Raw genomic sequence first — 24,441 nt, 5'->3', positions numbered from 1 at the left:
AAACGCCCGGTTACATTCCGAACCCGGAAGCTAAGCCTTTCAGCGCCGATGGTACTGCAGGGGGGACCCTGTGGGAGAGTAGGACGCCGCCGAACAATCTTTGAAGGACCCTTGGTCCCAGCGTTCATGCTGGGACCAAGGGTCCTTTTTGTTTTGCTTGATCTTTTCTCGATGCGCGTCGGACGGCCGACTGCGCGAGAATGACTGCGTTACCCGAAGACAGGAGCCACACCCATGTCCACCAACTCCTCCGACGATCGTCCGGAGCGCGAGCCGCGTCGTAGGGACGGTGGCGAGCGGGGCGGCTTCCGTGGGCCGCGTCGCGACGACAACCGTGGCGGCGGCGGTGGCGGCTTCAGGCGTGACGACCGCCGTGACGACCGCCGTGATGACCGCGGCGGTCGGCCCGCCGGCGGCGGCAGCGGCTTCCGCCGGGATGACCGCCGTGACGACCGTGGCGGTCGCCCGGCTGCCGGCAGTGGTGGCGGTGGCTTCCGCCGCGACGACCGGCGTGATGACCGGCCTGCCGACCGCGGCGGTTTCCGTCGTGACGACCGGCCCTCGTCGTTCAACCGTGACGACCGCGGTCCCCGTCGTGACGACCGCCGTGATGACCGTGGTGGTTTCCGTCGCGATGACCGGCCCTCGTCGTTCAACCGTGACGACCGCGGACCCCGTCGCGATGACCGGCGTGACGACAACCGTGGCGGTGGTTTCCGTCGTGACGACCGGCCCTCGTCGTTCAACCGTGATGACCGTGGCCCCCGTCGTGATGACCGCCGTGATGACCGTGGCGGCTTCCGTCGCGATGACCGGCCGTCGTTCAACCGCGACGACCGCGGACCCCGTCGTGACGACCGGCCGTCGTCGTTCAACCGTGACGACCGCGGTCCTCGTCGTGACGACCGCCGTGATGACCGTGGTGGTTTCCGTCGTGACGACCGGCCGTCGTTCAACCGTGATGACCGTGGCCCCCGTCGCGATGACCGCCGTGATGACCGTGGCGGCTTCCGTCGCGATGACCGGCCGTCGTTCAACCGCGACGACCGCGGGCCGCGCCGTGACGACCGTGGCGGGTTCCCGCGGGACGAGCGCTCGCCCGGCAGGCGGGACGACCGTCGTGACGACCGGGGCGGTTTCCGGCCCCGGGACGAGCGGCGCGACGACCGGGGTGGCTTCCCCAGGGACGACCGGGCGCCCCGGCGCGAGGAGCGCAGGGACGACCGGGGCGGGTTCCGGGGTCCGCGGCGGGACGACCGTCGTGACGACCGCGGTGGGTACCGCGGCCGGGACGACCGTGGCGGGTTCCGGGGACGGGACGACCGCGATCGGCGTGACCGGGACCGGGAGCCGATCAAGCGGCTGCCCATCCCGCCGGAGGTCACCGGTGACGAGATCGACAAGGACGTACGGCAGGAGCTGATGAGCCTGCCGAAGACCCTGGCCGAGGACGTCGCCAAGAACCTGGTGATGGTCGCCAAGCTCATCGACGAGGAGCCGGAGAAGGCGTACGCGTACTCGCGTATCGCGCTGCGGCTGGCTTCGCGTGTGGCCGCCGTGCGGGAGGCCGCGGGCTTCGCCGCGTACGCGACGCAGAAGTACGCCGAGGCGCTGGCCGAGTTCCGGGCGGCACGGCGCATGACCGGCAGCGTGGAGCTGTGGCCCGTCATGGCGGACTGCGAGCGGGGCCTCGGCCGTCCCGAGCGGGCGATGGCGATGGCCGGTGAGCCCGAGGTGCAGAAGCTCGACAAGGCCGGCCAGGTCGAGATGCGGCTGGTCGCGGCCGGGGCGCGCCGGGACATGGGGCAGCTGGACGCCGCCATCGTGACCCTGCAGAGCCCGGAGCTGGCGTCGAACTCCGTGCAGCCGTGGACCGCGCGCCTGCGGTACGCGTACGCCGACGCCCTGCTGGAGGCGGGGCGTGAGGACGAGGCGCGTGAGTGGTTCGCCAAGGCGCTGGAGGCCGACAAGGACGGTTCGACCGACGCGTCCGACCGGCTCGCGGAGCTGGACGGGGTCGAGTTCGTCGACGCCGCCGTGGAGGAGGACGAGGTCGCCGAGGCGGATGGCGAGCCGCGGGACTGACTGAAGTGAGAAGGGGCGGCACCCGTGAGGGTGCCGCCCCTTTCGTATGTCCGGGATCAGTCGACGTCCAGGCTGCGCAGCACCAGGCCAGTGGCCGGCTTCGGACCGAAGGAGGTCGATTTGCGCGGCATGGTGACGCCCTGGCGGGCGAGGTCGCGGACGACGTCCTCCCGTACCGGGTGCATCAGGACGGCCGTGCCGCCGCGGCGTGCGGCCTGGGCGACGGCGGCCTGGGCGTCGTGGATGTAGGTGATGCCCTCGGAGGTGTCCGGGACGTGCCAGAGGTGGTCGATGAGCGTGGCGTGCAGCACCGTCGCGTCGAGTGTGCGCCAGGCCTCCGGGCGGTCGGCCGGGACCGTGCGGGCCAGCAGGTCGGGGGAAGGGCGGTCGATGAGGTGGAAGCGGCCGTCGCCGGTGAGCACGAAGGCGTTGCCTTCCCGGGCGGCGGTGGCGAGGGCGTCCAGGGCGTCCGGGAGCGGGCCGTCGACGGTGCGGACGCGGAACGTGTCGTCGAGGGCGGCGAGGGCGTCGGCGACCGGCAGGTGGTTGAGGAGCCGGTGGATGGCGCGGACCTGGAGCGGGTAGCGGGCCGTGTCGATGAGGAGGACGAGACCGTAGTTCCAGGGGCCGGGCGTGGGGTGTTCCTCGCGGAGGCGGAGGTAGGTGGCCCAGCGGTGGTGGCCGTCGGCGATCAGCGCTTGGTGCCTGCCGAGGTCGTCGGCCACTTCGGCCAGGGCGGCCGGGTCGGTGACGGACCACAGCCGGTGGCTCATGCCGTCCTCGGTGGTGGTGGCGAGGAGCGGCGGGCGCAGGACGGTGCGCTCGATGACGGCGGTCGCGCCGGTGGCCGTGCCGTTGCCGCGGTAGGTGAGGAGCAGCGGGTCGAGGTTGGCGGCGGTGGTGCGCATCAGGGACGCGCGGTCCTCGACGACGTGCGGTATGACGTCCTCGTGGGGCAGCACGATGCCCTCGGCGGGGGTGGTGAGCTCCAGGGCGCCGATGAGGCCGCGCTGGAGGAGGTCGCCCTTGCGCTGCTCGTACACGTACAGGGCCGGCTCGGTGTCCCGTGCGAGGACGCCGTCGGAGAGCCAGGCGCGGAGGGTGTCGGCGGCCTGGCGGTGGCGGGCCTCGGTGGTGGCCGCCTGCGGCAGGATCAGCCGGACGATGTTGTGCGGGTCGGCCGACTGGAGGTGGTGCACACCGTCGGGCCGCACGACCACGTCGTACGGGGGAGAGGTCACCGCGGCAAGGCTCCCGACCCGTTCCGGTACATAGCGCAACCCACGGAAAGGTGTCAGGTGCAGACCGCCGTTGGCCGCAGAACCTGTCGTCTTCATCCCTGCATCGTATGTGGATCGAGGGTATGAGCGATGATCGGGGGCAATCGGCTTTCGGAACGAGGAGTTCAGGACATGGGGCAGCGGGGCAGGAACCGGCCGAGCGGCAGTGCGCGCGCACTGAGCGAGGCCTACGACACGGCGCTGCTGGACCTGGACGGCGTGGTGTACGCGGGCGGCGAGGCGATCGTCCACGCCGTGGAGTCGTTGGAGACCGCCCGGGACGGCGGGATGCACCTCGCGTACGTCACCAACAACGCGCTCCGGACGCCGGACGCGGTCGCCGCGCATCTGACCGAGCTGGGGGTTCCGGCCGCGCCGGCCGATGTGATCACCTCCGCGCAGGCGGTGGCCCGGCTGATCTCCGACCAGGTGCCCCAGGGGGCGCGGGTGCTGGTGATCGGCGGGGAGGGGCTGCGGGTCGCGCTGCGTGAGCGGGGGCTGGAGCCGGTGGAGTCGGCGGACGACGACCCGGCCGCCGTGGTGCAGGGGTATGGCGGTCCGGAGCTGCCGTGGGGGCGGTTCGCGGAGGCGTCGTACGCGGTGGCGCGTGGCGTGCCGTGGTTCGCGTCCAACACCGATCTGACGATCCCGAGCGGCCGGGGGATCGCGCCGGGGAACGGCGCGGCGGTGGAGGTGGTGCGGATCGCGACGGGCGCGGAGCCGCAGGTGGCGGGCAAGCCGTTGCCGCCGATGCACCGCGAAACGATCCTGCGGACGGGTGCGGAGCGGCCGTTGGTGGTGGGGGACCGGCTGGACACCGACATCGAGGGGGCGTTCAACGGTGGTGTGGACTCGCTGCTCGTGCTGACCGGGGTGACGGACGCGGCGCGGCTGCTGGCCGCGGTGCCCGAGCACCGGCCGACGTATGTGGACGCCGATCTGCGGGGGCTGCTCACCGGGCAGCCGGAGGTCACGGGTTCGGCCGCCGACGGATTCCGGTGCGGTGGGTGGACGGCCGGCGTGCGCGGGGACGCACTGACGCTGGACGGGGACGGCGGGGACCTTGGGGCGCTCGACGGGCTGCGGGCGCTGTGCGCGGCGGCCTGGACGTACGCGGAGGACGGTTCGTGCACCCTGGACGCGGGGAAGGCGCTGGCGCGGCTGGGGTGGTGACCCTGTGACGGGGGACGGGCCGCCTCCGGGGCAAAGGCAAAGGTAGGCTAACCTAACCGGGTGTTGGTCGACAGTCCCCCCAAACAGAGCGCGGATCCGTCCGCCGCGGCCGAGCCCCGTGGGCGCCACCGTTCGGTGCGCGCGGCCGGGCTGCTCGTCGCCGTCGGCGTCCTGCTGCTCATCTGTGTCGCGAGCATCATGGTCGGGGCCAAGCCGGTCCCGCTCGATGACGTGTGGCACGGCCTGTTCCACAACTCCGGTACGGGCAACGACGTCCTGATCCAGGACCTGCGGGTGCCCCGGACCGTGCTGGGAGTGATCGTCGGTGTCGCGCTCGGCCTGTCCGGCGCGGTGATGCAGGCCCTCACCCGCAACCCGCTCGCCGAGCCCGGCCTGCTGGGCGTCAACGCCGGTGCCTCCGCCGCCGTCGTCACCGCCATCAGCTTCCTGGGCGTCACCTCGCTCTCCGGCTACGTCTGGTTCGCGTTCCTGGGCGCCGCCGTGGTCTCGGTCGTCGTGTACGTGCTCGGCGGCAGCCGCAGCTCCACCCCCGTACGGCTCGCGCTGGCGGGTACGGCGGCGACCGCCGCGCTGTACGGGTACGTCAACGCCGTACAGCTACTGGACTCGGCCGCCCTCGACCGGATCCGCTTCTGGACCGTCGGCTCGCTGGCCAACGCCGACATGACGACCGTGCGCAGCGTGGCGCCGTTCATGGCCGTGGGCGTCCTGCTCGCACTGCTCATCGCGCGGCCGCTCAACGCCATGGAGATGGGCGACGACACCGCCCGCGCGCTGGGCGCGCACCTCACCCGTACCCGGGTGATGGGCATGGCGTCGGTGACGCTGCTGTGCGGCGCCGCGACCGCCGCGTGCGGCCCGATCGTCTTCATCGGCCTGATGGTGCCCTACCTCGTCCGCGCCCTGACCGGCCCCGACATGCGGTGGATCCTGCCCTACGCGGCGGTGCTGTCCCCCGTGCTCCTGCTGGGCTCCGACGTGCTGGGACGAGTCGTCGCCCGGCCCTCCGAGCTCCAGGTGGGCATCGTGACCGCGCTCGTCGGCGGACCCGTCTTCATCCACCTCGTACGCCGCAAGAGGATGGCCCAGCTGTGAGCACGCGTACCGCCAAGGCCCTCCGCACCCCCGGGGGCCTGTCCGTCCGCTACGAGCCGCGAGCGGCCCTCGTCGGCCTGCTGCTGGCCGTGGTGACCGTAGCGGCCGGTGTCGTCCTCATCGGCAGCGGCGACTTCCCCATCGCACCCGGCGACGTCGTCGCCACCCTCCTCGGCAACGGCACCATGGCGCAGGAGTTCATCGTCCAGGACCTGCGGCTGCCGCGGATCCTCGTGGCGATCCTCGTCGGCGCGTCCCTCGGCCTGGGCGGCGCCGTCTTCCAGTCCGTCTCCCGCAACCCGCTGGGCAGCCCCGACATCATCGGCTTCGGACAGGGCGCCACCGTCGGCGCGCTGAGCGTGATCGTGCTCTTCGGAGGCAGCGCCACGGCAGTGGCGGGCGGAGCCGTCGTGGGCGGGGTGGTGACCGGCTTCCTGATCTACCTGCTCGCCTGGAAACGGGGCGTCCACGGCTTCCGGCTCGTCCTCATCGGCATCGGCGCGGCCGCCATGCTGACCGCCGTCATCCACTACCTCATCACCAAGGCGAACCTGATCGACGCCACCCGGGCCGTGCTCTGGATGACCGGCACCCTCGACGGCCGTGACTGGGCCCAGTTCTGGCCGCTGCTCGCCGTGTGCGCCGTGCTCGTGCCGCTGGTACTGGCGTACGGGCGGCCGCTGCGGATGCTGGAGATGGGCGACGACGCCGCTTACGCCCTCGGCGTGAAGGTCGAGCGGACCCGCCTGGTGCTGATGGGTTCCGCAGTGCTGCTGGTGTCCGTCGCCACGGCCGCCGCCGGCCCGATCACCTTCGTCTCGCTGAGCGCGCCGCAGCTCGCCCGCCGCCTCACCCGCTCGCCCGGCCCCAACCTCGCCGCCTCCGCGCTCATGGGCGCCGCGCTGCTGCTGGTCGCCGACTGGGCGGCCACCAACGCCTTCGGGGAGCGGCAGCTTCCGGTCGGTGTCGTGACCGGTGTCGTCGGCGGTGTGTACCTGCTCTGGCTGCTCGTCACGGAACGCAAGGCAGGCCGGATATGACCCCCCTGAACCAAGAGAAGAACGCCAGGAGTACGTCCATGCAGCAGCGCCTGAGCGCGGAGGCGGTCACCCTCGCCTACGAGCAGCGGATCATCGCCCGTGACCTGTCGGTCCAGATACCCGACAACTCCTTCACGGTGATCGTCGGCCCCAACGCGTGCGGCAAGTCGACCCTGCTGCGGGCCCTGTCACGGATGCTGAAGCCCACTGAGGGGCGGGTGCTGCTGGACGGGCAGGTCATCCATTCCATGCCCGCGAAGAAGGTCGCCAGGACCCTGGGCCTGCTGCCGCAGTCGTCCATCGCCCCGGACGGCATCACCGTCGCGGACCTCGTCGCGCGTGGTCGCTACCCGCACCAGGGGCTGCTGCGCCAGTGGTCCCCGGAGGACGAACGGATCGTCCAGGAGTCGATGGACGCCACGGGCGTCGGGGAGCTGGGGGACCGGTACGTCGACGAGCTGTCGGGCGGGCAGCGCCAGCGCGTGTGGATCGCGATGGCCCTCGCCCAGCAGACCCCGCTGCTGCTGCTCGACGAGCCGACGACGTACCTCGACATCCAGCACCAGATCGACGTGCTCGACCTGTGCGCGGAACTGCACGAGACCCAGGGCCGCACCTTGGTGGCCGTCCTGCACGACCTCAACCACGCCGCCCGGTACGCCACGCACCTCATCGCCGTACGAGGCGGGGAGATCGTCGCGGAGGGCCCGCCGTCCGAGGTGGTCACCGCCGAGCTGGTCGAGCGGGTCTTCGGACTGCGCTGCCAGGTCATCGACGACCCGGAGACGGGCACGCCGCTCGTCATCCCCGCCGCCCGGAAGACCCGGGCGGTCGCCGCCGCGCGGACGTGACGGCGCAGCCGCGGGCAGTGCCCGCGGCTGCGGGTGCGTGAGCGTGGTTTCGCGGGTGTGAGCGTGGTTTCACGGGCAGTGCCCGCGGCTGCGGGGACCTGACGGTGGTTTCACGGGCATCGGCCGGGCTGCGGGGGCGTGACCGTGGTTTCGCGGGCGTCGGCCGGGCTCCGGGGAAGGGCGGGCGGTCAGCCGGGCCCGGGAGGCGGGCGGTCGCCGCTGCGCGGACGTGACCGCAGCCCTACAGCAGTGACCTTAGCCGGAGCAGATCACGGAAACCCGCCTCCAGCCGGACGCGGCCGGAGGCCCAGGCCCTCGCGAAGTTCAGCTCGCCGTCCACCATCGCCAGCAGGTCGTCACCGGTCATCGCCAGCCGTATCTCGGCCCGCTCCGGCGGCGGCCCGTCCACCCGGTCGAGTACCTGGATCCGGCCCCCGGCGAGACGACCGGTGAAAGTGACGTCGAGGTCCGTGATGTGACAGCTCAGCGTGCGGTCGAGCGCGGCGGCGCTGCGCACCTCGCCGTTCGCGTGCGTCAGGTTGTCCGAAAGTCTGTCGAGTGCGCTGCGGCACTCCTCGATCGTGGCCATCGCCACCGACCGTACCCCAGCGCTTCGCGGTAGCGTCTGGGCATGAGCGACGTGATGCCCGAGGGCCCGGAGGGTGCCGGATCCGGCCCCGAGGAGTCGTACGACCCGGCGGCGCCCGCGCCACTCGGAGTCGAGCGGGTACCCACCGGGCACCCGCAGGTCGACGCCCTCCTGGAGCGGCTGGCCGACGCCGACCACCTCCCCGCCGAAGGGCACCTGGAGGTGTACGAGGATGTACACCGGGGGCTGCGGGACGCGCTGGCCGCGCTCGACGCGCGCCCCCAGCCTTCGCCTTCGTACGAACACAGGAGCTGAACCGAACGTGGCAGGAGTCGCACGCCGCCGTCTCGACGCCGAGCTGGTACGCCGGAAGCTCGCGCGCTCCCGCGAGCACGCGAGCCAGCTGATCGCGGCGGGGCGGGTGACCGTCGGCGGCAACACCGCCACCAAGCCCGCCACCCAGGTCGAGACCGCCGCCGCCATCGTGGTGGTGCAGGACGACGCCGACCCCGACTACGTCTCGCGCGGCGGTCACAAGCTCGCCGGGGCCCTGGCCGCCTTCGTGCCACGGGGGCTGAAGGTCGAGGGACGGCGGGCGCTGGACGCGGGCGCGTCCACGGGCGGGTTCACGGACGTCCTGCTGCGCGCCGGCGCGGCGCACGTCGTGGCCGTCGACGTCGGGTACGGACAGCTCGCCTGGTCTCTCCAGAGCGATGAACGCGTGACGGTCAAGGACCGTACGAATGTGCGTGAGCTGACGCTGGACGCGATCGACGGAGAGCCGGTGGATCTGGTGGTGGGCGACCTGTCGTTCATCCCGCTGGGACTGGTACTGCCGGCCCTGGCGGGTGTTTCGGCGCCCGACGCCGACCTGGTGCTGATGGTGAAGCCGCAGTTCGAGGTCGGCAAGGAGCGGCTGGGCAGCGGCGGCGTGGTCCGCAGCCCCGAGCTGCGTGCCGAGGCCGTGCGGGGCGTGGCCCGGCAGGCCGGCGAGCTGGGCCTCGGCGTGCTCGGCGTCACGGCCAGTCCGCTGCCCGGCCCTTCCGGCAACGTCGAGTACTTTCTGTGGCTGAGGGCGGGCGCGCCCGCACTGGATCCGGCGGATGTGGAACGCGCCGTGGCGGAGGGACCTCGTTGAGCTCATCGACTGCGTTTTCGACGACTGCTGCACCCCGCACCGTCTTCCTGCTTGCGCACACCGGCCGCCCGGCGGCCGTCCGCAGCGCCGAGCTCGTCGTACTCGGCCTGCTGCGCAGCGGGATCGGCGTACGTGTCCTGGCCGCCGAGGCGGCCGACCTGCCGTTGCCGCCGACGGTGGAGACGGTGCCGGAGGCGTCGCCCGACGTGCTCGACGGCTGCGAGCTGCTGATCGTGCTCGGTGGCGACGGGACGCTGCTGCGCGGCGCGGAGTTCGCCCGCGCCTCGGGGGTGCCGATGCTCGGCGTGAACCTGGGCCGGGTCGGCTTCCTCGCGGAGGCCGAGCGCGACGACCTCGACAAGGTCGTGGACCGGGTGGTCACGCGGGCGTACGAGGTCGAGGAGCGCATGACCCTGGACGTCACCGTCCACAACAACGGTGACGTACTGCACAGCGACTGGGCGCTCAACGAGGCGGCGGTGCAGAAGGTCTCGGCCGAGCGCATGCTGGAGGTCGTCCTGGCGATCGACGGACGGCCCGTGACCGGTTTCGGCTGTGACGGGGTGATCTGCGCGACGCCGACCGGCTCGACGGCCTACGCCTTCTCCGCGGGCGGGCCGGTGATCTGGCCCGAGGTGGAGGCGCTGCTGATGGTGCCGATCGGGGCGCACGCGCTGTTCGCCAAGCCGCTGGTGACCACGCCGGACTCGGTCCTCGCGGTGGAGGTCGAGCCGCACACCCCGGACGGCGTCCTGTGGTGCGACGGGCGGCGCACCGTCGAACTGCCCGCCGGCGCCCGCGTGGAGGTGCGCCGCGGGGCGGTACCGGTACGGCTGGCGCGACTGCACCACGCGTCCTTCACCGACCGGCTGGTGGCCAAGTTCGCGCTGCCGGTGTCCGGCTGGCGGGGCGCACCGCACTGACGGGTGCGTGGGAGCCGTCCTGGTGGGCGGCGGTCGGTCTCCGGGGCCGGTCTCCGGGGCCGGTGTCCGGGGTCGGGTGGGCTCGGGGGTGCCGGCGGGCGCCCGGGGGCACTGTGGGCCCGGCATGGGGGCTGGGAGGCACTGTGGGCCCGGTGCGGGGGTTGGGGGCCTCCACCGCCGTGATCGCCACGGCGGCGGGCCACCGCCCGCACCGGCAGGACCGTCTGCAGGAGCGCCGGCAGCACCGTGTCCCGCTGTCCTTGGGGCGAGGGCCATTCCCATACTCATAGTGATCATGGTGGCCTGCCGGGCACGGCCGGGACCATGGAGCTGGTTCCCGAATCGGCAGGGGGGTTGTCCCCACCCCCGTCGGTCCCCACCCCGGCGGGTGACAGACGACCGCCTTGTCCCCGCCACGACCTGCGGCTTCGGCGACGCGGGGCGGGGGCCGTCGCACAGCGGGCCCCGGACCTCGTAAGGTCTTCCCCGTGTTGGAGGAGATGCGGATACGGTCGCTCGGAGTCATCGACGACGCGGTGGTCGAGCTGTCACCCGGTTTCACCGCGGTGACCGGCGAGACCGGCGCGGGCAAGACCATGGTCGTGACCAGCCTCGGGCTGCTGCTCGGCGGGCGCGCCGACCCCGCCCTGGTGCGGATCGGTTCGCCGTCCGCGGTCGTCGAGGGCCGGATCAGCGTGCCTCCCGGCGCCGCCGCGGCCGTCCGGGCCGAGGAAGCGGGCGCCGAACTCGACGAGGGCGCGCTGCTCATCAGCCGCACCATCTCGGCGGAGGGCCGCTCGCGGGCACACCTGGGCGGGCGCTCCGTGCCGGTCGGCGTGCTCGCCGAGCTGGCCGACGAACTCGTCGCCGTACACGGCCAGACCGACCAGCAGGGCCTGCTCAAGCCCGCCCGGCAGCGCGGCGCGCTCGACCGGTACGCGGGCGACGCCGTCGCCGTACCGCTCGCCAAGTACACCGACGCGTACCGGCGGCTGCGCGCCGTCACCGCCCAGCTCGAGGAGCTGACCACGCGCGCGAGGGAGCGGGCGCAGGAGGCCGACCTGCTGCGCTTCGGCCTCGCCGAGATCGAGGCGGTCGAGCCGCGGACGGGCGAGGACGTGGAACTCGCCGCCGAGGCCGAGCGGCTCGGTCACGCCGAGGCCCTCGCCTCCGCCGCCGCGCTCGCCCACGGGGCGCTCGCGGGCAACCCCGAGGACCCGGAGGTCCTGGACGCCACGACCCTCGTGGCGGGCGCCCAGCGGGCGCTGGACGCCGTCCGGGCGCACGACCCGGCGCTGGCCGCGCTCGCCGACCGGATGGGGGAGATCTCGATCCTCCTCGCGGACGTGGCGACGGAACTGGCCGGCTACGCCGACAACCTGGACGCCGACCCCCGGCGCCTCGCCGCCGTGGAGGAGCGCCGCGCCGCGCTGACCGCGCTCACCCGCAAGTACGGCACCGATGTCACCGCCGTCCTGGCGTGGGCCGAGGAGGGCGCCGCCCGGCTCACCGAGCTGGACGGCGACGACGACCGGATCGGCGAGCTGACGGCCGAACGGGACGCCCTGCGCGCCGAACTGTCCGGGCTGGCCCAGGCGCTGACCGACGCCAGGACGGACGCGGCGGCGCGGTTCGCGGATGCCGTCACCAGCGAGCTCGCGTCGCTCGCCATGCCCCACGCGCGCGTGTCGTTCGCCATCCGGCAGACCGAGGACCCCGACGGCGTGGAGGTCGGGGGCCGGATGGTGGCCTACGGGCCGGCCGGCGCCGACGAGGTGGAGCTGCTGCTCGCCCCGCACCCGGGCGCGCCGCCCCGGCCGATCGCCAAGGGCGCGTCCGGCGGTGAGCTCTCGCGCGTGATGCTCGCCGTCGAGGTCGTCTTCGCCGGGACGGACCCCGTACCGACGTACCTCTTCGACGAGGTCGACGCGGGCGTCGGCGGCAAGGCGGCGGTGGAGATCGGGCGGCGGCTCGCCAAGCTGGCGAAGTCGGCGCAGGTCGTGGTGGTCACGCACCTGCCCCAGGTGGCGGCCTTCGCGGACCGGCAGCTGCTGGTCGAGAAGACCAACGACGGGTCGGTGACCCGGTCGGGCGTCACGGTCCTCGAGGGCGAGGACCGGGTACGGGAGCTGTCGCGCATGCTGGCCGGGCAGGAGGACTCCGAGACGGCCCGTGCGCATGCGGAGGAGTTGCTGGCGACGGCGAGGGCGGACGCCTGACGCGTTGGCCTTCGCGTTGGCCTTCGCCTTCGCGTCGGTCTTCGCGTTGGCCTTCGCCTTCGCGTCGGTCTTCGCGTTGGCCTTCGCCTTCGCGTTCCCCCTCGCGTCTCGGTCGGGTCGGTCGGGTCGTTCCGGTCGGGCGGGTGCACTGCCGGTGGGTGGGGGCGGGGCCCCTCCGGGCTCATCTCCTCGAGGCCGGCGGCCTCGGGTACGGAGACGGGAGCCGTTTCCCGGCCGCCGGCCTCTGCGGGGACGACCCTGCACGGCCCCACCCGGTGCCGGTGGGCGGGTGCGGCGCTCGTAGGGTGGCGCGCATGACCGGATTCTGCAGGACAGCCGCTGTGTTCGGGCTCGCCGCAGGTGTCGCCCGGGGCGCGTACGCCGGATTGCGGCGGCGCCGCGACGAGCGGTGGCGGCGGACGAACTACGCGGGGCGGACCGTCGACCTGTACGCCGGGCCCGCCGTGGCCGCCGGGGTGGCGCTCGGGGCGTTGCCGTCCGGGGGACGGGAACGGGGCGCCGCCGTGCTGGCCGGGCTGGCGGCGGGGGCATGCGGGGCGTACGACGACGTCAAGGGCGACCACCGGCGCGGCTTCCGGGCGCACCTGGGTGCCCTGCGGGACGGCGAAGTGACCAGCGGGGCGGTCAAGCTCTTCGGGATCGGTGCCGCCGGGCTCGCCGCGGGCGCGCTGCTCAAGGAGCGGCCCGTGGACAAGCTCCTCGCGGGAGTGGTGATCGCCGGAACCGCCCACTTCGTCAATCTCGTGGACGTACGACCCGGCCGGGCGGCCCTCACGGTGCTCGCGCTGGGCGCGCCCGGCCTGCTGCGCGGGCCGCTCGCCGCCGCGCCGATGGGCGCCGCGGCCGCCGTGGTCGCCGACGACCTCGGTGAGCGCACCATGCTCGGCGACGCGGGTGCTCACGCCCTGGGCGCGGCGCTCGGCACGGCGATCGCGGCCGCCAACGGACGGGCGGGCCTCGCGGTCCACGCGGCCGGGCTCGTCGCGGCGGCGGTGTACGGAGACACCGTCAGCCGCCTCGTCGGTTCACCCGAGTGAGTGATCGCTGACGACGGTTTACGCCTCGCGACACGGCCGCTTCTCCCCGACGGTGCCGGAACGTGCGTACGGACTGGCATCCTTGGGCGCGTGACACAGCTGCATACGGTCCAAGTGCTGGGCGGCGGCAGCGCGGGCAGCAGCGCTCACGTCAGATCACTGGCCGCCGGACTCGTGGCGAGGGGCGTACGGGTGACCGTGTGCGCCCCCGCCGAACTGGACCACGAATACGACTTCCTGGGCACCGGGGCACACTTCGTGCCGGTACCGCGGCGCAGCGACCCGGTCGCCATCGGGGCGCTGCGGGCGGCGTGCGCGGGCGTGGACGTCGTGCACGCACACGGTCTGCACGCCTCGATGCGGGCCGGGCTGGCGCTCGGCTCGCAGCGCGTACCGCTCGTCGTGACCTGGCACACGCGTACCCACGCGGAGGGTGCCCGCGGCCGGTTGATCCGGCTCATGGAACGAAAGACCGTACGGACGGCGGCCGTTGTGCTCGGCACGTCGTCCGAACTCGTCGACCGGGCGCGGCGGCGGGGCGCCCGTGACGCGCGGCTCGGGCCCGTCTCGACCCCCGCCGCGCGCGGGGGCGTCGCCGAGACGCAGGCGGGCAAGGCGCGGGCGGAACTCGGTGCCATGGACCGGCCGTTGGTGGTGGCCGTCGGCGCGTTGGAGCCGCACCGCGGGTACGGCACGCTGCTGGACGCGTCCCGGCTGTGGCTCCGCCACGACCCGGTACCGCTGGTCGCCGTGGCGGGCGAGGGGCGGCAACGGGCCGCGCTGCAGCGGCGGATCGACACGGAGGGGCTGCCGGTGCGGCTTCTCGGGCGGCGCGACGACGTCACCGCGCTGCTCGCCGCGGCCGACGTGGCGGTGCTCCCGAGCCGCTGGGAGGCCCGCGCCCCGCTCGCCCAGGAGGCCCTGCGGCTCGGCGTACCACTGGTCGCGACGGCGGTGGGCGGAGTGCCGGAGCTCGTCGGCGACGCGGCGGAACTCGTGCGGTACGGGGACGCGGGAGCCCTGGCCGCCGCGGTGACGGCCCTGCTCGCGGACCCGGCGCGGCGGGCCGCGCTGGGGGCGGCGGGGCAGGCGCAGGCGGCGACGTGGCCGACGGAGGACGAGACGATCGCCCAGGTGCTGAGCGTCTACGACGAGCTGTGCTCGGGTGGGTGATCGTCGGCCGGCGCCCCCGACCGTCAGGGCAGGTGGCGGCGGGCCCGGAGGGCGAGGGAGAGGGCCAGGACCGTCTGCGGGTCGTCCAGGTCCGTGCCCAGGAGGTCACCGATGCGGGCCAGGCGGTTGTAGAGCGTCTGGCGGTTGAGGTGCAGTTCCCGTGCCGTTTCCGCCTTCCGGCCCGCGTGCGCCAGGTACGTCTCCAGGGTCGGCAGCAGCGCGGGGCGTGACGTCCGGTCGTGGTCACGCAGCGGGCCGATCGCCCGGTCCACGAACGCGGCCAGGTCCGGATGCTCCCGCAGCCGCCACAGCAGCAGGTCGATGTCCAGCCGCCGCGCGTCGTACCAGGGCCGGTCCGGCAGCCCCTGCGCCGCGGTCGCCGTCTCCGCCGCGTGCCGCAGCCCCGCCGACGCCGCCGCCCAGCCGCCCGCGACGCCCACCACCACGACCGGCGGCTGCCCGCCCGACGCCAGCTCCAGCCCCGCCCGCGCCACACCCGCCCGCAGCGCCGCGGCCACCCGGTCGGCGACGGCCGTCCGCTCCGACTCGCCCCGGAGACCCAGCAGGAGCGGCACCCGGCCCTCGACGGGGCGCACGCCCAGCAGGACGGGGACGCCCACGGAGGACAGCTCCTCCAGCACGGCGCGGGCCAGCACCGACCAGTTCCCCGACGGCATCACGTCCGAGGCGAGCCGCATCACGACCGGCAGCAGCGGGCCGTCACCCGGTTTGAAGCCCAGCACCCGGGCCTGCGCGGGCGCGTCCTCGGCCGTGACGCGGCCCTCCGCGAGGTCGGTGAGGAAGTCGCCCCGGCCCCGCGCCGCCAGCTCCTCCTCCTGCCGCGCCTGCATCAGCACCACCGCGAGGATCCCGGCCGCCCGTTCCGCCGCCATCCGGTGGACGGGCAGCAGCGCCCCGGACACGGCCAGCAGGACGAGACGGGCGCGTACCGCGGCGGCGCCGGGACCGCCGCCGGGCACGTCCACCAGCACCGCCCCCGTCGGCGGCCCCGCCTCCCGCGCCTCCCGCTGGCCGCGCAGTCCCTCCCACACCTGGAGCGGATCCGGCCCCTCGCCGCCGCCCGCGGCGTACAGCAGCTGGCCGTCCGCGGTCTCCAGGAACACGGGGTTGGCCGCGAAGCCGGAGAGGATGCCGAGCACCTGTGGCACCCCGCCGCCGCCCAGCAGCGCCTCCGTGCACCGCCGGTGCACGTCCTCGGCCTGCCGCAGCAGGGCATAGTGCCCGTTGACGATCTCGGTGTGGACCTCCTCCGTCACCGAGACGAAGGGGACCTCCCGGTGCAGCTGCACCAGCGGCAGGCCCGCCGCCCGCGCCGCCTCCACGATCGTCACGGGCAGCCGGGAGAACCGCGGCCCCAGCTCCACCACCAGCGCCGCGATGCCGCGCTCCGCCAGCCGCCGTACGAACGCCCGCTGCTCGGCCGGCCGGGTACCGAGCCCCAGCCCGGTCGTCAGCAGCAGCTCGCCGCCCTTCAGCAGGGACGCGATGTTCGGCACCTCACCGGCGTGCACCCAGCGCACCGTCCGGTTCAGCCGGTCCGCTCCGGCGACCACTTCCGGCAGGCCCCCGCGCAGCCCGGGCAGCTCCAGCGCCCGCTGCACGGTGATCCCGCCCTGATCGTTCATGGAGGTCATACGGCCGGACGCTACCCGCGTCCGTGTTCCGAGGACATCACCGGACGATGACGACCACCGGCACTGGGCGACAACTCGTCGCGCCGACGCGCCATTTGCGCGACCGCCTGTCGATTGTGGCGTACGTCACGCCGGAGGAGGGTGTCCCGCCATGGCAGAGAATCCCACTCCAGCAGGCCACCAGGTGCAACGGCTCAAGGCGAACTCCGTCGGACTCGTCGGCGTCGTGTTCATGGCGGTCGCCACCGCGGCACCGATCACCGCGATGACCGGCAACCTCCCCATCGCCGTCGGCTTCGGCAACGGCACCGGCGCCCCGGCCGGCTACCTCTTCGCGACGCTCGTCCTCACCGTCTTCTCCGTCGGCTACGTCGCCATGGCGAAGCGGATCACCGCGGCCGGCGCCTTCTACGGTTACATCTCGCACGGTCTCGGCCGTATCGCGGGGATGGCCTCCGGCATGCTCGCGGTCCTCGCGTACATCGTCTTCGAGGCTTCGATCGTCGGCGTCTTCGCCTACTTCACGCAGACGACCGTCGCCGACCAGCTGGGCGTGGACCTGCCGTGGATCGTGTACGCGGCGGCGATGCTCGCCGTCACGGCCGTCCTCGCGTACTTCGACATCAACCTCACCGCCAAGGCCCTCGGCGTGATGCTCATCGCCGAGATCGCCGTGCTGTTCGCCGTCGCCACGGCCGTGCTGCTGAACGGAGGCGGCCCGGACGGGATACCGGTGGAGCCGATCAACCCGGCCAACGCCTTCACCGGCGCCTCCGCCGGCCTCGGCCTCTTCTTCGCCTTCTGGTCGTGGGTCGGCTTCGAGTCGACCGCGATGTACGGAGAGGAGTCCCGCGACCCCAAACGCGTCATCCCGCGCGCCACCCTCGTCTCCGTCGTCGGCGTCGGCCTCTTCTACATCTACGTCTCCTGGATGACCATCGCGGGCAACGGCCTGGACGGCGCCGTCGAGGTGTCCGCCTCCACCAGCCCGCTCGACCTGTTCTTCGACCCGACGCGGTCGTACATCGGCGCCTGGGCCGTCGACGCCTTCCAGTGGCTGCTGCTCACCGGCTCCTTCGCCTGCGGCATGGCCTTCCACCAGTGCGCCTCGCGCTACCTGTACGCCATCGGCCGCGAGGGCTTCCTGCACCCGGCACTCGGCCGTACGCACGCCACCCACGGCTCGCCCTACATCGCCTCCTACGTGCAGAGCGCCATCGCCGTCGCCCTCGTCGGCGCCTTCTGGCTCACCGGCCAGGACCCGTACATCCACCTCTACACACTGCTGGCGATCCTCGGCACGATGGCGATCCTCATCGTCCAGACGCTCTGCTCGTTCGCCGTCATCGGCTACTTCCGCAAGAACCACCCCGAAGACCGGCACTGGTTCAGGACGTTCACCGCACCCCTCCTCGGCGGCATCGGGATGACCGCGGTCGTCGTCCTGCTGGTGATCAACATGGAGACCGCCGCGGGCCTCGCCGCCGACTCCCTCTTCTTCACCCTCATCCCGTGGATCGTCGGCGCCGTGTTCTTCGGCGGCCTGGGCCTCGGCTTCTACCTGAAGGCCAGACAACCCGAGAGGTACGAGATCATCGGCCGGATCGTCCTCGAGGACGCGGCCGAGCGCACAGACGAAGACCACCAGCCCGCGACCGTCTGAGGAGCCTGACCATGTCCCGTACACCCCTGATGCGCGCCCTGCGTGACATCGCCGCCCACCGCGCCGCCGCCGACCGGCTCGGCATGCCCGTCGCCGCCGTCCGCGAATCCACCCGCCGCGACCTGCTCCGCCGCGCCGCCGCCCTCGGTCTCGCCGCCGGTGTCGGTACGGCGGTGGCGGCCCGGCCGACGAAGGCGCACGCCGCGACGGCCCCGCGCGTCGCCGTCGTCGGCGCCGGCATCGCCGGCCTCACGGCGGCGCTCACCCTCAAGGACGCGGGCCTCAACTGCACCCTGTACGAGGCGAACCCGACCCGGGTCGGCGGCCGCATGTGGACGCAGCGCGACCACTGGGCCCATGGCCAGCTCTCCGAGATCGGCGGCGAGCTGATCGACACCAGCCACAAGAAGATCCAGGAACTCTGCCGTCGCTTCGGCCTGCTCCTGGAGGACTTCCTCGGCGGTGGCCCCACCGGCGCCGAGGAAGTCCTGTGGTTCGACGGCACCTACTACCCGCGCCACCAGGCCGACGAGGACTTCAAGGCCGTGTACCAGCAACTCCACCGGGACCTCCAGGAAGCCGGTGAGGTGAAGTGGAACCAGAGCACCCCCCACGGCACCGCCCTGGACACCATGTCGATACACGACTGGATCGAGAGCCGCGTCCCCGGCGGACACACCTCACCGCTGGGCAAGTTCATCGACGTCGCCTACAACGTCGAGTACGGGGCGGACACCACCGAGCAGTCGTCGCTCGCCCTCGTCCTGCTGATGGGCTATCAGACCAACCCGGGTCACTTCAACGTCTGGGGCCTGTCCAACGAGCGCTACCACATCACCGGCGGCAACGATCAACTGCCGAACGCCATCGCCAGGTCACTGCCCTCCGGCACGCTCCGCATGGGCTGGTCCCTCACCGCCGTGCGCGCGAACGCCGACGGCACCCAGACCCTCACCTTCACCGAGGGCGGCTCCACCCGCACGGTCACCGCCGACCACACCGTGCTGTGCGTCCCGCTGCCCGTCCTCCAGCGGCTCGACCTCGGCCAGGCGGGCTTCGACCCGCGCATGAGGAACCTGCTGCGCGACGCGCGCATGGGCCACTGCACCAAGCTCAACATGCAGTGCGGCACCCGCCCCTGGCGCGGCACGGGCCCCTGGCCGGGTGTCTGTGCCGGTGACTGCTTCACCGACACCGACGTCCAGCAGACCTGGGACACCACCAAGATCCAGCCGGGCACCGGCGGCATCCTCATCCAGTACAACGGCGGCACCCTCGCCAGGAACCTCGCCCCCGCCGGGCCGTTCTCCACCGAGTCCGATCCGTACGTCCGCGACCTCGCCGCCCGTCGGCTGCGCGGCATCGACGCGTTCTTCCCCGGCACGTCCCGCGCCTGGACCGGCCGTGCCCAGCTTTCCGCCTGGCACCTCAACCCGTACACACTCGGCGCGTACTCGATGTGGCCGGTCGGCTACCTGCACCGGTACGCCGGGTACGAGGGCACCGCCCAGGGGAACATCCACATCGGCGGCGAGCACTGCAGTTACGACTTCCAGGGCTTCATGGAGGGCGGCGCGACCGAAGGGGAGCGCGCCGCCCGGGAGGTGATCGCCGCCTGTTAGCCGGACCGGCGCGTCAGCCGCCGTACGCGCCCGAGGCGGTCAGCCGCAGTGCCGTGTCGATCAGCGGCACGTGGCTGAACGCCTGCGGGAAGTTGCCGACCTGGCGCTGCAGGCGCGGATCCCACTCCTCCGCCAGCAGCCCCAGGTCGTTGCGCAGTCCCAGCAGCTTCTCGAAGAGCTTGCGCGCCTCGTCGACCCGCCCGATCATCGCCAGGTCGTCCGCCATCCAGAACGAGCAGGCCAGGAAGGCGCCTTCGTCGCCGGGCAGACCGTCCACACCCTCGTCCGCGCCCTCGGTCGGGTAGCGCAGGATGAAGCCGTCCTCCGTGGACAGCTCCCGCTGGATGGCCTCGATCGTGCCGATGACCCGCTTGTCGTCCGGCGGCAGGAAACCCACCTGCGGAATCAGCAGCAGCGAGGCGTCCAGCTCCTTCGAGCCGTACGACTGCGTGAAGGTGTTCCGCTCCGGGTCGTAGCCCTTCTCGCACACGTCCCGGTGGATCGTGTCGCGCAGCTCGGTCCACTTGTCCAGCGGACCGTCCGCGTCCCCGGACTCGATCAGCTTGATCGTCCGGTCGACCGCGACCCACGCCATCACCTTGGAGTGCACGAAGTGGCGGCGCGGCCCGCGCACCTCCCAGATGCCCTCGTCGGGCTGGTCCCAGTGGTCCTCCAGGTACCGGATCAGCTTCAGCTGGAGCAGCGAGGCGTAGTCGTTGCGCGACAGACCCGTCATGTGCGCCAGGTGCAGGGCCTCGGTGACCTCGCCGTACACGTCGAGCTGGAGCTGGTTGGCGGCGCCGTTGCCCACCCGGACCGGGGCGGAGTTCTCGTACCCCGGCAGCCAGTCCAGCTCGGCCTCGCCGAGCTCCCGCTCGCCCGCGATGCCGTACATGATCTGGAGGTTCTCCGGGTCGCCGGCGACCGCGCGCAGCAGCCACTCGCGCCAGGCGCGGGCCTCCTCGCGGTAGCCGGTGCGCAGCAGCGAGGAGAGGGTGATCGCCGCGTCGCGCAGCCAGGTGTAGCGGTAGTCCCAGTTCCGTACGCCGCCGATGTCCTCCGGCAGCGAGGTGGTGGGCGCCGCGACGATGCCGCCCGTCGGGGCGTACGTCAGCGCCTTCAGCGTGATCAGGGAGCGGACCACCGCCTCCCGGTAGGGCCCCCGGTAGGTGCAGTGGTCGACCCACTCGCGCCAGAACTCGGACGTGGCCTCCAGCGCGCCCAGCGGGTCCGCCAGCGGCGGCTGCGGGTGGTGCGAGGGCTGCCAGCTGATGGTGAAGGCGACCCGGTCGCCCTCCTTGACGGTGAAGTCCGAGTACGTGGTGAGGTCCTCGCCGTGCGTCTCCACGTCGGTGTCCAGCCAGATGGAGTCGGGTCCGGCGACGGCGACCGTCCGGCCGTCGACCTGGTGCACCCAGGGCACCACGCGTCCGTAGGAGAACCGCATCCGCAGCGCGGACCGCATCCGCACCCGGCCCTTGATCCCCTCCACGATGCGCACGAGCTGCGGGGCGCCGTCACGCGGGGGCATGAAGTCGGTCACGCGCACCGTGCCGCGCACGGTGTCCCACTCGGATTCGAGGATCAGCGAGTCACCGACGTACCGGCGCCGGTCGGCCGCCGGCGGTTCGGCGTCATCGGCGTGCGCCGGCCCGATCCGCCAGAAACCGTGCTCCTCGGTACCGAGGAGTCCTGCGAAGACGGCGTGCGAATCGAAGCGGGGCAGGCACAGCCAGTCGGCCGTACCGTCCCGGCAGACCAGGGCGGCGGTCTGCATGTCTCCGATGAGTGCGTAGTCCTCGATGCGCCCGGCCACGTGCAATCTCCAGTCGAACGGCAACGTTCGCCCCCGTGGGGCGCTTACTGGGGTCAAGGTCAAGGATCGCCGACGAGCACGTTTCCCGGTGACGGGCGGGGGTGGTGCCGTTATGAGGGCCTGGCTCGGCAGCGGATGTCCGAGCAGGATACGACGCGCCCCGGCCCTCTGTGTGATGGTCCTGGTAGAGCTGTTGAGCAGAACGAGTGACCCTCCTCTCCCCGTACGAAACCCCTGCCGGGCTCGTGTGCCGTGGGTGCCGGTACGTGCGCGCAGCGTGTACGCGGCGGGGTACCCGGCGCCCCGCGTCCGGCGCGCCGACCCCGCCGCCGCCCCGGCGGGGCCGGTCCCGCCGTGTGGCCGGAAGCGGCGGCCCCGGGTCGCTGATACCCTGGTAGCCCGTGGACCGGTGGGCGCCGCACCTCGAATCGGCGGCCCCCGAACCGCAGCGACGGCACCCCCGGAACCCTCCGGGCGGACGCCGGAACGCACCTCCAGAACGCGACCACGGGAGCCCCCTCTTGGCCATGCCGCCCAAATCCACGACGACCAAGCACATCTTCGTCACCGGGGGTGTCGCGTCCTCCCTCGGCAAGGGCCTGACCGCCTCCAGCCTGGGTGCGCTCCTCAAGGCCCGGGGCCTTCGGGTCACGATGCAGAAGCTCGACCCGTACCTCAACGTCGACCCGGGCACCATGAACCCGTTCCAGCACGGTGAGGTGTTCGTCACCAACGACGGCGCCGAGACCGACCTGGACATCGGCCACTACGAGCGGTTCCTCGACGTCGACCTCGACGGCTCGGCCAACGTCACCACGGGCCAGGTCTACAGCCAGGTCATCGCCAAGGAGCGGCGCGGCGAGTACCTCGGCGACACCGTCCAGGTCATCCCGCACATCACCAACGAGATCAAGCACCGCATCCGCCGGATGGCCACCGACGACGTCGACGTCGTCATCACGGAGGTCGGCGGCACGGTCGGCGACATCGAGTCGCTGCCGTTCCTGGAGACGGTCCGCCAGGTCCGTCACGAGGTCGGCCGGGACAACGTCTTCGTCGTGCACATCTCGCTGCTGCCCTACATCGGCCCGTCCGGCGAGCTGAAGACCAAGCCGACCCAGCACTCGGTCGCGGCCCTGCGCAACATCGGTATCCAGCCCGACGCGATCGTGCTGCGCGCCGACCGTGACGTACCGACCGCGATCAAGCGCAAGATCTCGCTGATGTGCGACGTCGACGAGGCGGCGGTGGTCGCCGCCATCGACGCCAAGTCGATCTACGACATCCCGAAGGTGCTGCACACCGAGGGCCTCGACGCGTACGTCGTGCGCAAGCTGGACCTGCCGTTCCGCGACGTCGACTGGACCACGTGGGACGACCTGCTGGACCGCGTCCACAACCCCGACCACGAGGTCACCGTCGCGCTGGTCGGCAAGTACATCGACCTGCCGGACGCCTACCTGTCGGTGACCGAGGCCATGCGCGCCGGCGGTTTCGCCAACAAGGCCCGCGTCAAGGTCAAGTGGGTCACCTCCGACGACTGCAAGACGCAGGCCGGCGCCGCCAAGCAGCTCGGTGACGTCGACGCGATCGTCATCCCCGGCGGCTTCGGCGAGCGCGGCGTCAACGGCAAGGTCGGCGCCATCCAGTACGCCCGCGAGAACAAGATCCCGCTGCTCGGCCTGTGCCTGGGCCTCCAGTGCATCGTGGTCGAGGCGGCGCGGAACCTGGCGGGCATCGCGGATGCCAACTCCACCGAGTTCGACCCGGCCACCTCCCACCCCGTCATCTCGACGATGGAGGAGCAGCTGGCGTACGTCGAGGGCGCCGGCGACCTGGGCGGAACGATGCGCCTGGGCCTGTACCCGGCGAAGCTCGCCGAGGGCTCCATCGTCCGCGAGGTCTACGGCGACCAGCCGTACGTCGACGAGCGGCACCGTCACCGCTACGAGGTGAACAACGCCTACCGCGCGGAGCTGGAGAAGAAGGCGGGCATCGTCTTCTCCGGCACCTCGCCGGACAACAAGCTCGTCGAGTACGTCGAGTACCCGCGCGAGGTGCACCCCTACCTGGTCGCCACGCAGGCGCACCCGGAGCTGCGCTCCCGCCCGACCCGGCCGCACCCGCTCTTCGCGGGCCTGGTGAAGGCCGCTGTGGAGCGCAAGACGGGCAAGTGACGCGCTAGCGATACGGTTGACCGGGGTACGGGCCTGATCAGGGCTTGTGCCCCGGTTTTCTGTGTACGTGGTGTACGAGGGAGGACGTCTTTCATGACCATCAAGGACACGCCCGAGGAGTGGCGGGTCACCGCGACCGCCGTGCCGTTCCAGGGCAACAAGACGAGTGTCCGCACCGACGACGTGGTCATGCCGGACGGGACCGTCGTACGCCGCGACTACCAGGTCCACCCCGGCTCGGTGGCGGTCCTCGCCCTCGACGACGAGGACCGGGTCCTGGTGCTGCGCCAGTACCGCCATCCGGTGCGGCACAAGCTGTGGGAGATCCCGGCCGGCCTGCTGGACGTGCCCGGTGAGAACCCGCTGAACGCGGCCGTGCGCGAGCTGTACGAGGAGGCACACGTCAAGGCGGAGAAGTGGCACGTCCTCACGGACGTGTACACCACGCCCGGCGGCTGCGACGAAGCCGTACGGATCTTCCTGGCGCGCGGCCTGTCGGCGGCGGAGGGGGAGCGCTTCGAGGTCGCCGAGGAGGAGGCCGACATGGAGCTCGCCCGGGTGCCCCTCGACGAGCTGGCGCGGGGCGTCCTGGCGGGCGACCTGCACAACAACTGCCTGGTCGTGGGTGTGCTCTCGGTCCTCGCCGCCCGCGCCGGCGACGGGCTGGACGCGCTGCGCCCGGCCGAGGCCCCCTGGCCGGCCCGCCCGTTCGAGCGTTAGGGCCCTCGTGGCCGGGAGCGGGTGCACCGGCGGGGCCGCCCGGGGAAGTGGCTGCGGCGGTCCGGTGTGACGATCGGCTGATCCGATTGAGGGACTCGTTCGCCGTGCTCCGCCGGGTGGGGCACCGCGGCTGAACTACGCTC

Annotated in this window: 19 protein-coding genes, 1 rRNA gene and 1 pseudogene; 17 read left to right on the top strand and 4 right to left on the bottom strand. The window is 72.7% G+C overall.

Annotation, left to right across the window (positions count from 1 at the left end):
* From rrf to ACZ6C1_RS25470, 3 genes and pseudogenes are all read left to right on the top strand, one after another.
* A 5S ribosomal RNA gene (gene rrf / locus ACZ6C1_RS25480) occupies positions 1-95 on the top strand; the annotation flags it as partial.
* 259 nt (positions 96-354) lie between these two features.
* A pseudogene (locus ACZ6C1_RS25475) lies at positions 355-897 on the top strand (DEAD/DEAH box helicase); the annotation flags it as partial.
* Positions 898-1,422: 525 nt separating this feature from the next.
* Complete coding sequence (locus ACZ6C1_RS25470) at positions 1,423-2,085, top strand: tetratricopeptide repeat protein (protein WP_469243523.1); 663 nt, start codon at positions 1,423-1,425, stop codon at positions 2,083-2,085.
* A gap of 56 nt (positions 2,086-2,141) precedes the next feature.
* Here the strand turns inward: ACZ6C1_RS25470 and ACZ6C1_RS25465 are convergent, their stop codons facing one another.
* Positions 2,142-3,422: a DUF1015 family protein gene (locus ACZ6C1_RS25465; RefSeq protein WP_469243493.1), complete on the bottom strand. Its 1,281-nt coding sequence runs from the start codon at positions 3,420-3,422 to the stop codon at positions 2,142-2,144.
* 75 nt (positions 3,423-3,497) lie between these two features.
* On the opposite strand from ACZ6C1_RS25465, the gene ACZ6C1_RS25460 reads away from it, so the two are divergent.
* From ACZ6C1_RS25460 to ACZ6C1_RS25445, 4 genes are read left to right on the top strand one after another with little or no spacing between them, the layout of a single operon-like run.
* Positions 3,498-4,538: an HAD-IIA family hydrolase gene (locus ACZ6C1_RS25460; protein WP_469243491.1), complete on the top strand. Its 1,041-nt coding sequence runs from the start codon at positions 3,498-3,500 to the stop codon at positions 4,536-4,538.
* A gap of 60 nt (positions 4,539-4,598) precedes the next feature.
* A complete protein-coding gene (locus ACZ6C1_RS25455) occupies positions 4,599-5,654 on the top strand; it encodes a FecCD family ABC transporter permease (protein WP_469243489.1) in 1,056 nt (351 codons plus the stop codon).
* Positions 5,651-6,694, top strand: a complete 1,044-nt coding sequence (locus tag ACZ6C1_RS25450; RefSeq protein ID WP_469243487.1) for a FecCD family ABC transporter permease — start codon at positions 5,651-5,653, stop codon at positions 6,692-6,694. Before ACZ6C1_RS25455 ends, ACZ6C1_RS25450 begins: the two co-directional genes overlap by 4 nt.
* Entirely contained in the window at positions 6,691-7,545 is an 855-nt protein-coding gene (locus ACZ6C1_RS25445) for an ABC transporter ATP-binding protein (protein ID WP_469243485.1), read from the top strand. Before ACZ6C1_RS25450 ends, ACZ6C1_RS25445 begins: the two co-directional genes overlap by 4 nt.
* Positions 7,546-7,786: 241 nt before the next feature.
* On the opposite strand, the gene ACZ6C1_RS25440 is transcribed toward ACZ6C1_RS25445, so the two are convergent.
* On the bottom strand, positions 7,787-8,134 hold the full coding sequence (locus ACZ6C1_RS25440; protein WP_469243483.1) for an SCP2 sterol-binding domain-containing protein: 348 nt from the start codon (positions 8,132-8,134) through the stop codon (positions 7,787-7,789).
* A 42-nt stretch (positions 8,135-8,176) separates the two neighbouring features.
* Between ACZ6C1_RS25440 and ACZ6C1_RS25435 the strand changes: the two genes are divergently transcribed.
* From ACZ6C1_RS25435 to ACZ6C1_RS25410, 6 genes are all read left to right on the top strand, one after another.
* The gene (locus tag ACZ6C1_RS25435; protein ID WP_469243481.1) at positions 8,177-8,449 is read left to right on the top strand and encodes a hypothetical protein; all 273 of its coding nucleotides are present in this window, start codon (positions 8,177-8,179) and stop codon (positions 8,447-8,449) included.
* Positions 8,450-8,456: 7 nt separating this feature from the next.
* Positions 8,457-9,272 carry a TlyA family RNA methyltransferase gene (locus tag ACZ6C1_RS25430; protein WP_469243479.1) on the top strand — a complete coding sequence of 272 codons (816 nt, stop codon included), beginning with the start codon at positions 8,457-8,459 and terminating at the stop codon, positions 9,270-9,272.
* Positions 9,269-10,195 carry an NAD kinase gene (locus ACZ6C1_RS25425; protein WP_469243477.1) on the top strand — a complete coding sequence of 309 codons (927 nt, stop codon included), beginning with the start codon at positions 9,269-9,271 and terminating at the stop codon, positions 10,193-10,195. The genes ACZ6C1_RS25430 and ACZ6C1_RS25425 overlap by 4 nt, the downstream gene beginning before the upstream one ends.
* A gap of 500 nt (positions 10,196-10,695) precedes the next feature.
* Positions 10,696-12,414 carry a DNA repair protein RecN gene (gene recN / locus ACZ6C1_RS25420; RefSeq protein ID WP_469243521.1) on the top strand — a complete coding sequence of 573 codons (1,719 nt, stop codon included), beginning with the start codon at positions 10,696-10,698 and terminating at the stop codon, positions 12,412-12,414.
* A gap of 314 nt (positions 12,415-12,728) precedes the next feature.
* Entirely contained in the window at positions 12,729-13,472 is a 744-nt protein-coding gene (locus ACZ6C1_RS25415) for a hypothetical protein (protein WP_469243475.1), read from the top strand.
* Positions 13,473-13,562: 90 nt separating this feature from the next.
* On the top strand, positions 13,563-14,645 hold the full coding sequence (locus ACZ6C1_RS25410; protein WP_469243473.1) for a glycosyltransferase family 4 protein: 1,083 nt from the start codon (positions 13,563-13,565) through the stop codon (positions 14,643-14,645).
* Positions 14,646-14,668: 23 nt separating this feature from the next.
* On the opposite strand, the gene ACZ6C1_RS25405 is transcribed toward ACZ6C1_RS25410, so the two are convergent.
* Complete coding sequence (locus tag ACZ6C1_RS25405; RefSeq protein WP_469243519.1) at positions 14,669-16,291, bottom strand: PucR family transcriptional regulator; 1,623 nt, start codon at positions 16,289-16,291, stop codon at positions 14,669-14,671.
* Between the two features lie 160 nt (positions 16,292-16,451).
* Between ACZ6C1_RS25405 and ACZ6C1_RS25400 the strand changes: the two genes are divergently transcribed.
* Together ACZ6C1_RS25400 and ACZ6C1_RS25395 are read left to right on the top strand one after the other, a co-directional pair.
* Positions 16,452-17,963: an APC family permease gene (locus ACZ6C1_RS25400; protein WP_469243471.1), complete on the top strand. Its 1,512-nt coding sequence runs from the start codon at positions 16,452-16,454 to the stop codon at positions 17,961-17,963.
* Positions 17,964-17,974: 11 nt separating this feature from the next.
* Positions 17,975-19,585: a flavin monoamine oxidase family protein gene (locus tag ACZ6C1_RS25395; RefSeq protein ID WP_469243469.1), complete on the top strand. Its 1,611-nt coding sequence runs from the start codon at positions 17,975-17,977 to the stop codon at positions 19,583-19,585.
* 13 nt (positions 19,586-19,598) lie between these two features.
* Here the strand turns inward: ACZ6C1_RS25395 and ACZ6C1_RS25390 are convergent, their stop codons facing one another.
* Positions 19,599-21,401: a glycoside hydrolase family 15 protein gene (locus tag ACZ6C1_RS25390; RefSeq protein ID WP_469243467.1), complete on the bottom strand. Its 1,803-nt coding sequence runs from the start codon at positions 21,399-21,401 to the stop codon at positions 19,599-19,601.
* 527 nt (positions 21,402-21,928) lie between these two features.
* Here ACZ6C1_RS25390 and ACZ6C1_RS25385 point away from each other — a divergent pair.
* Both ACZ6C1_RS25385 and ACZ6C1_RS25380 read left to right on the top strand, forming a co-directional pair.
* Positions 21,929-23,578, top strand: a complete 1,650-nt coding sequence (locus tag ACZ6C1_RS25385; protein WP_469243465.1) for a CTP synthase — start codon at positions 21,929-21,931, stop codon at positions 23,576-23,578.
* Positions 23,579-23,671: 93 nt separating this feature from the next.
* Positions 23,672-24,298: an NUDIX domain-containing protein gene (locus ACZ6C1_RS25380; RefSeq protein ID WP_469243463.1), complete on the top strand. Its 627-nt coding sequence runs from the start codon at positions 23,672-23,674 to the stop codon at positions 24,296-24,298.
* The last annotated feature ends 143 nt before the right edge of the window (positions 24,299-24,441 follow it).

The sequence above is a fragment of the Streptomyces sp. NPDC041796 genome, assembly GCF_055590785.1.
Note: the sequence above shows the minus strand (reverse complement) of the source record. Positions and strands in the feature narration are given on the sequence as shown.

Coding starts and splice junctions, on each gene's coding strand:
- ACZ6C1_RS25415 (WP_469243475.1), top strand. CDS start 12,729: ATGACCGGATTCTGCAGGACAGCCGCTGTGTTCGGGCTCGCCGCAGGT.
- ACZ6C1_RS25440 (WP_469243483.1), bottom strand. CDS start 8,134: ATGGCCACGATCGAGGAGTGCCGCAGCGCACTCGACAGACTTTCGGAC.
- ACZ6C1_RS25445 (WP_469243485.1), top strand. CDS start 6,691: ATGACCCCCCTGAACCAAGAGAAGAACGCCAGGAGTACGTCCATGCAG.
- ACZ6C1_RS25385 (WP_469243465.1), top strand. CDS start 21,929: ATGCCGCCCAAATCCACGACGACCAAGCACATCTTCGTCACCGGGGGT.
- ACZ6C1_RS25395 (WP_469243469.1), top strand. CDS start 17,975: ATGTCCCGTACACCCCTGATGCGCGCCCTGCGTGACATCGCCGCCCAC.
- ACZ6C1_RS25380 (WP_469243463.1), top strand. CDS start 23,672: ATGACCATCAAGGACACGCCCGAGGAGTGGCGGGTCACCGCGACCGCC.
- ACZ6C1_RS25460 (WP_469243491.1), top strand. CDS start 3,498: ATGGGGCAGCGGGGCAGGAACCGGCCGAGCGGCAGTGCGCGCGCACTG.
- recN (WP_469243521.1), top strand. CDS start 10,696: ATGCGGATACGGTCGCTCGGAGTCATCGACGACGCGGTGGTCGAGCTG.
- ACZ6C1_RS25470 (WP_469243523.1), top strand. CDS start 1,423: ATGAGCCTGCCGAAGACCCTGGCCGAGGACGTCGCCAAGAACCTGGTG.
- ACZ6C1_RS25465 (WP_469243493.1), bottom strand. CDS start 3,422: ATGAAGACGACAGGTTCTGCGGCCAACGGCGGTCTGCACCTGACACCT.
- ACZ6C1_RS25405 (WP_469243519.1), bottom strand. CDS start 16,291: ATGAACGATCAGGGCGGGATCACCGTGCAGCGGGCGCTGGAGCTGCCC.
- ACZ6C1_RS25400 (WP_469243471.1), top strand. CDS start 16,452: ATGGCAGAGAATCCCACTCCAGCAGGCCACCAGGTGCAACGGCTCAAG.
- ACZ6C1_RS25435 (WP_469243481.1), top strand. CDS start 8,177: ATGAGCGACGTGATGCCCGAGGGCCCGGAGGGTGCCGGATCCGGCCCC.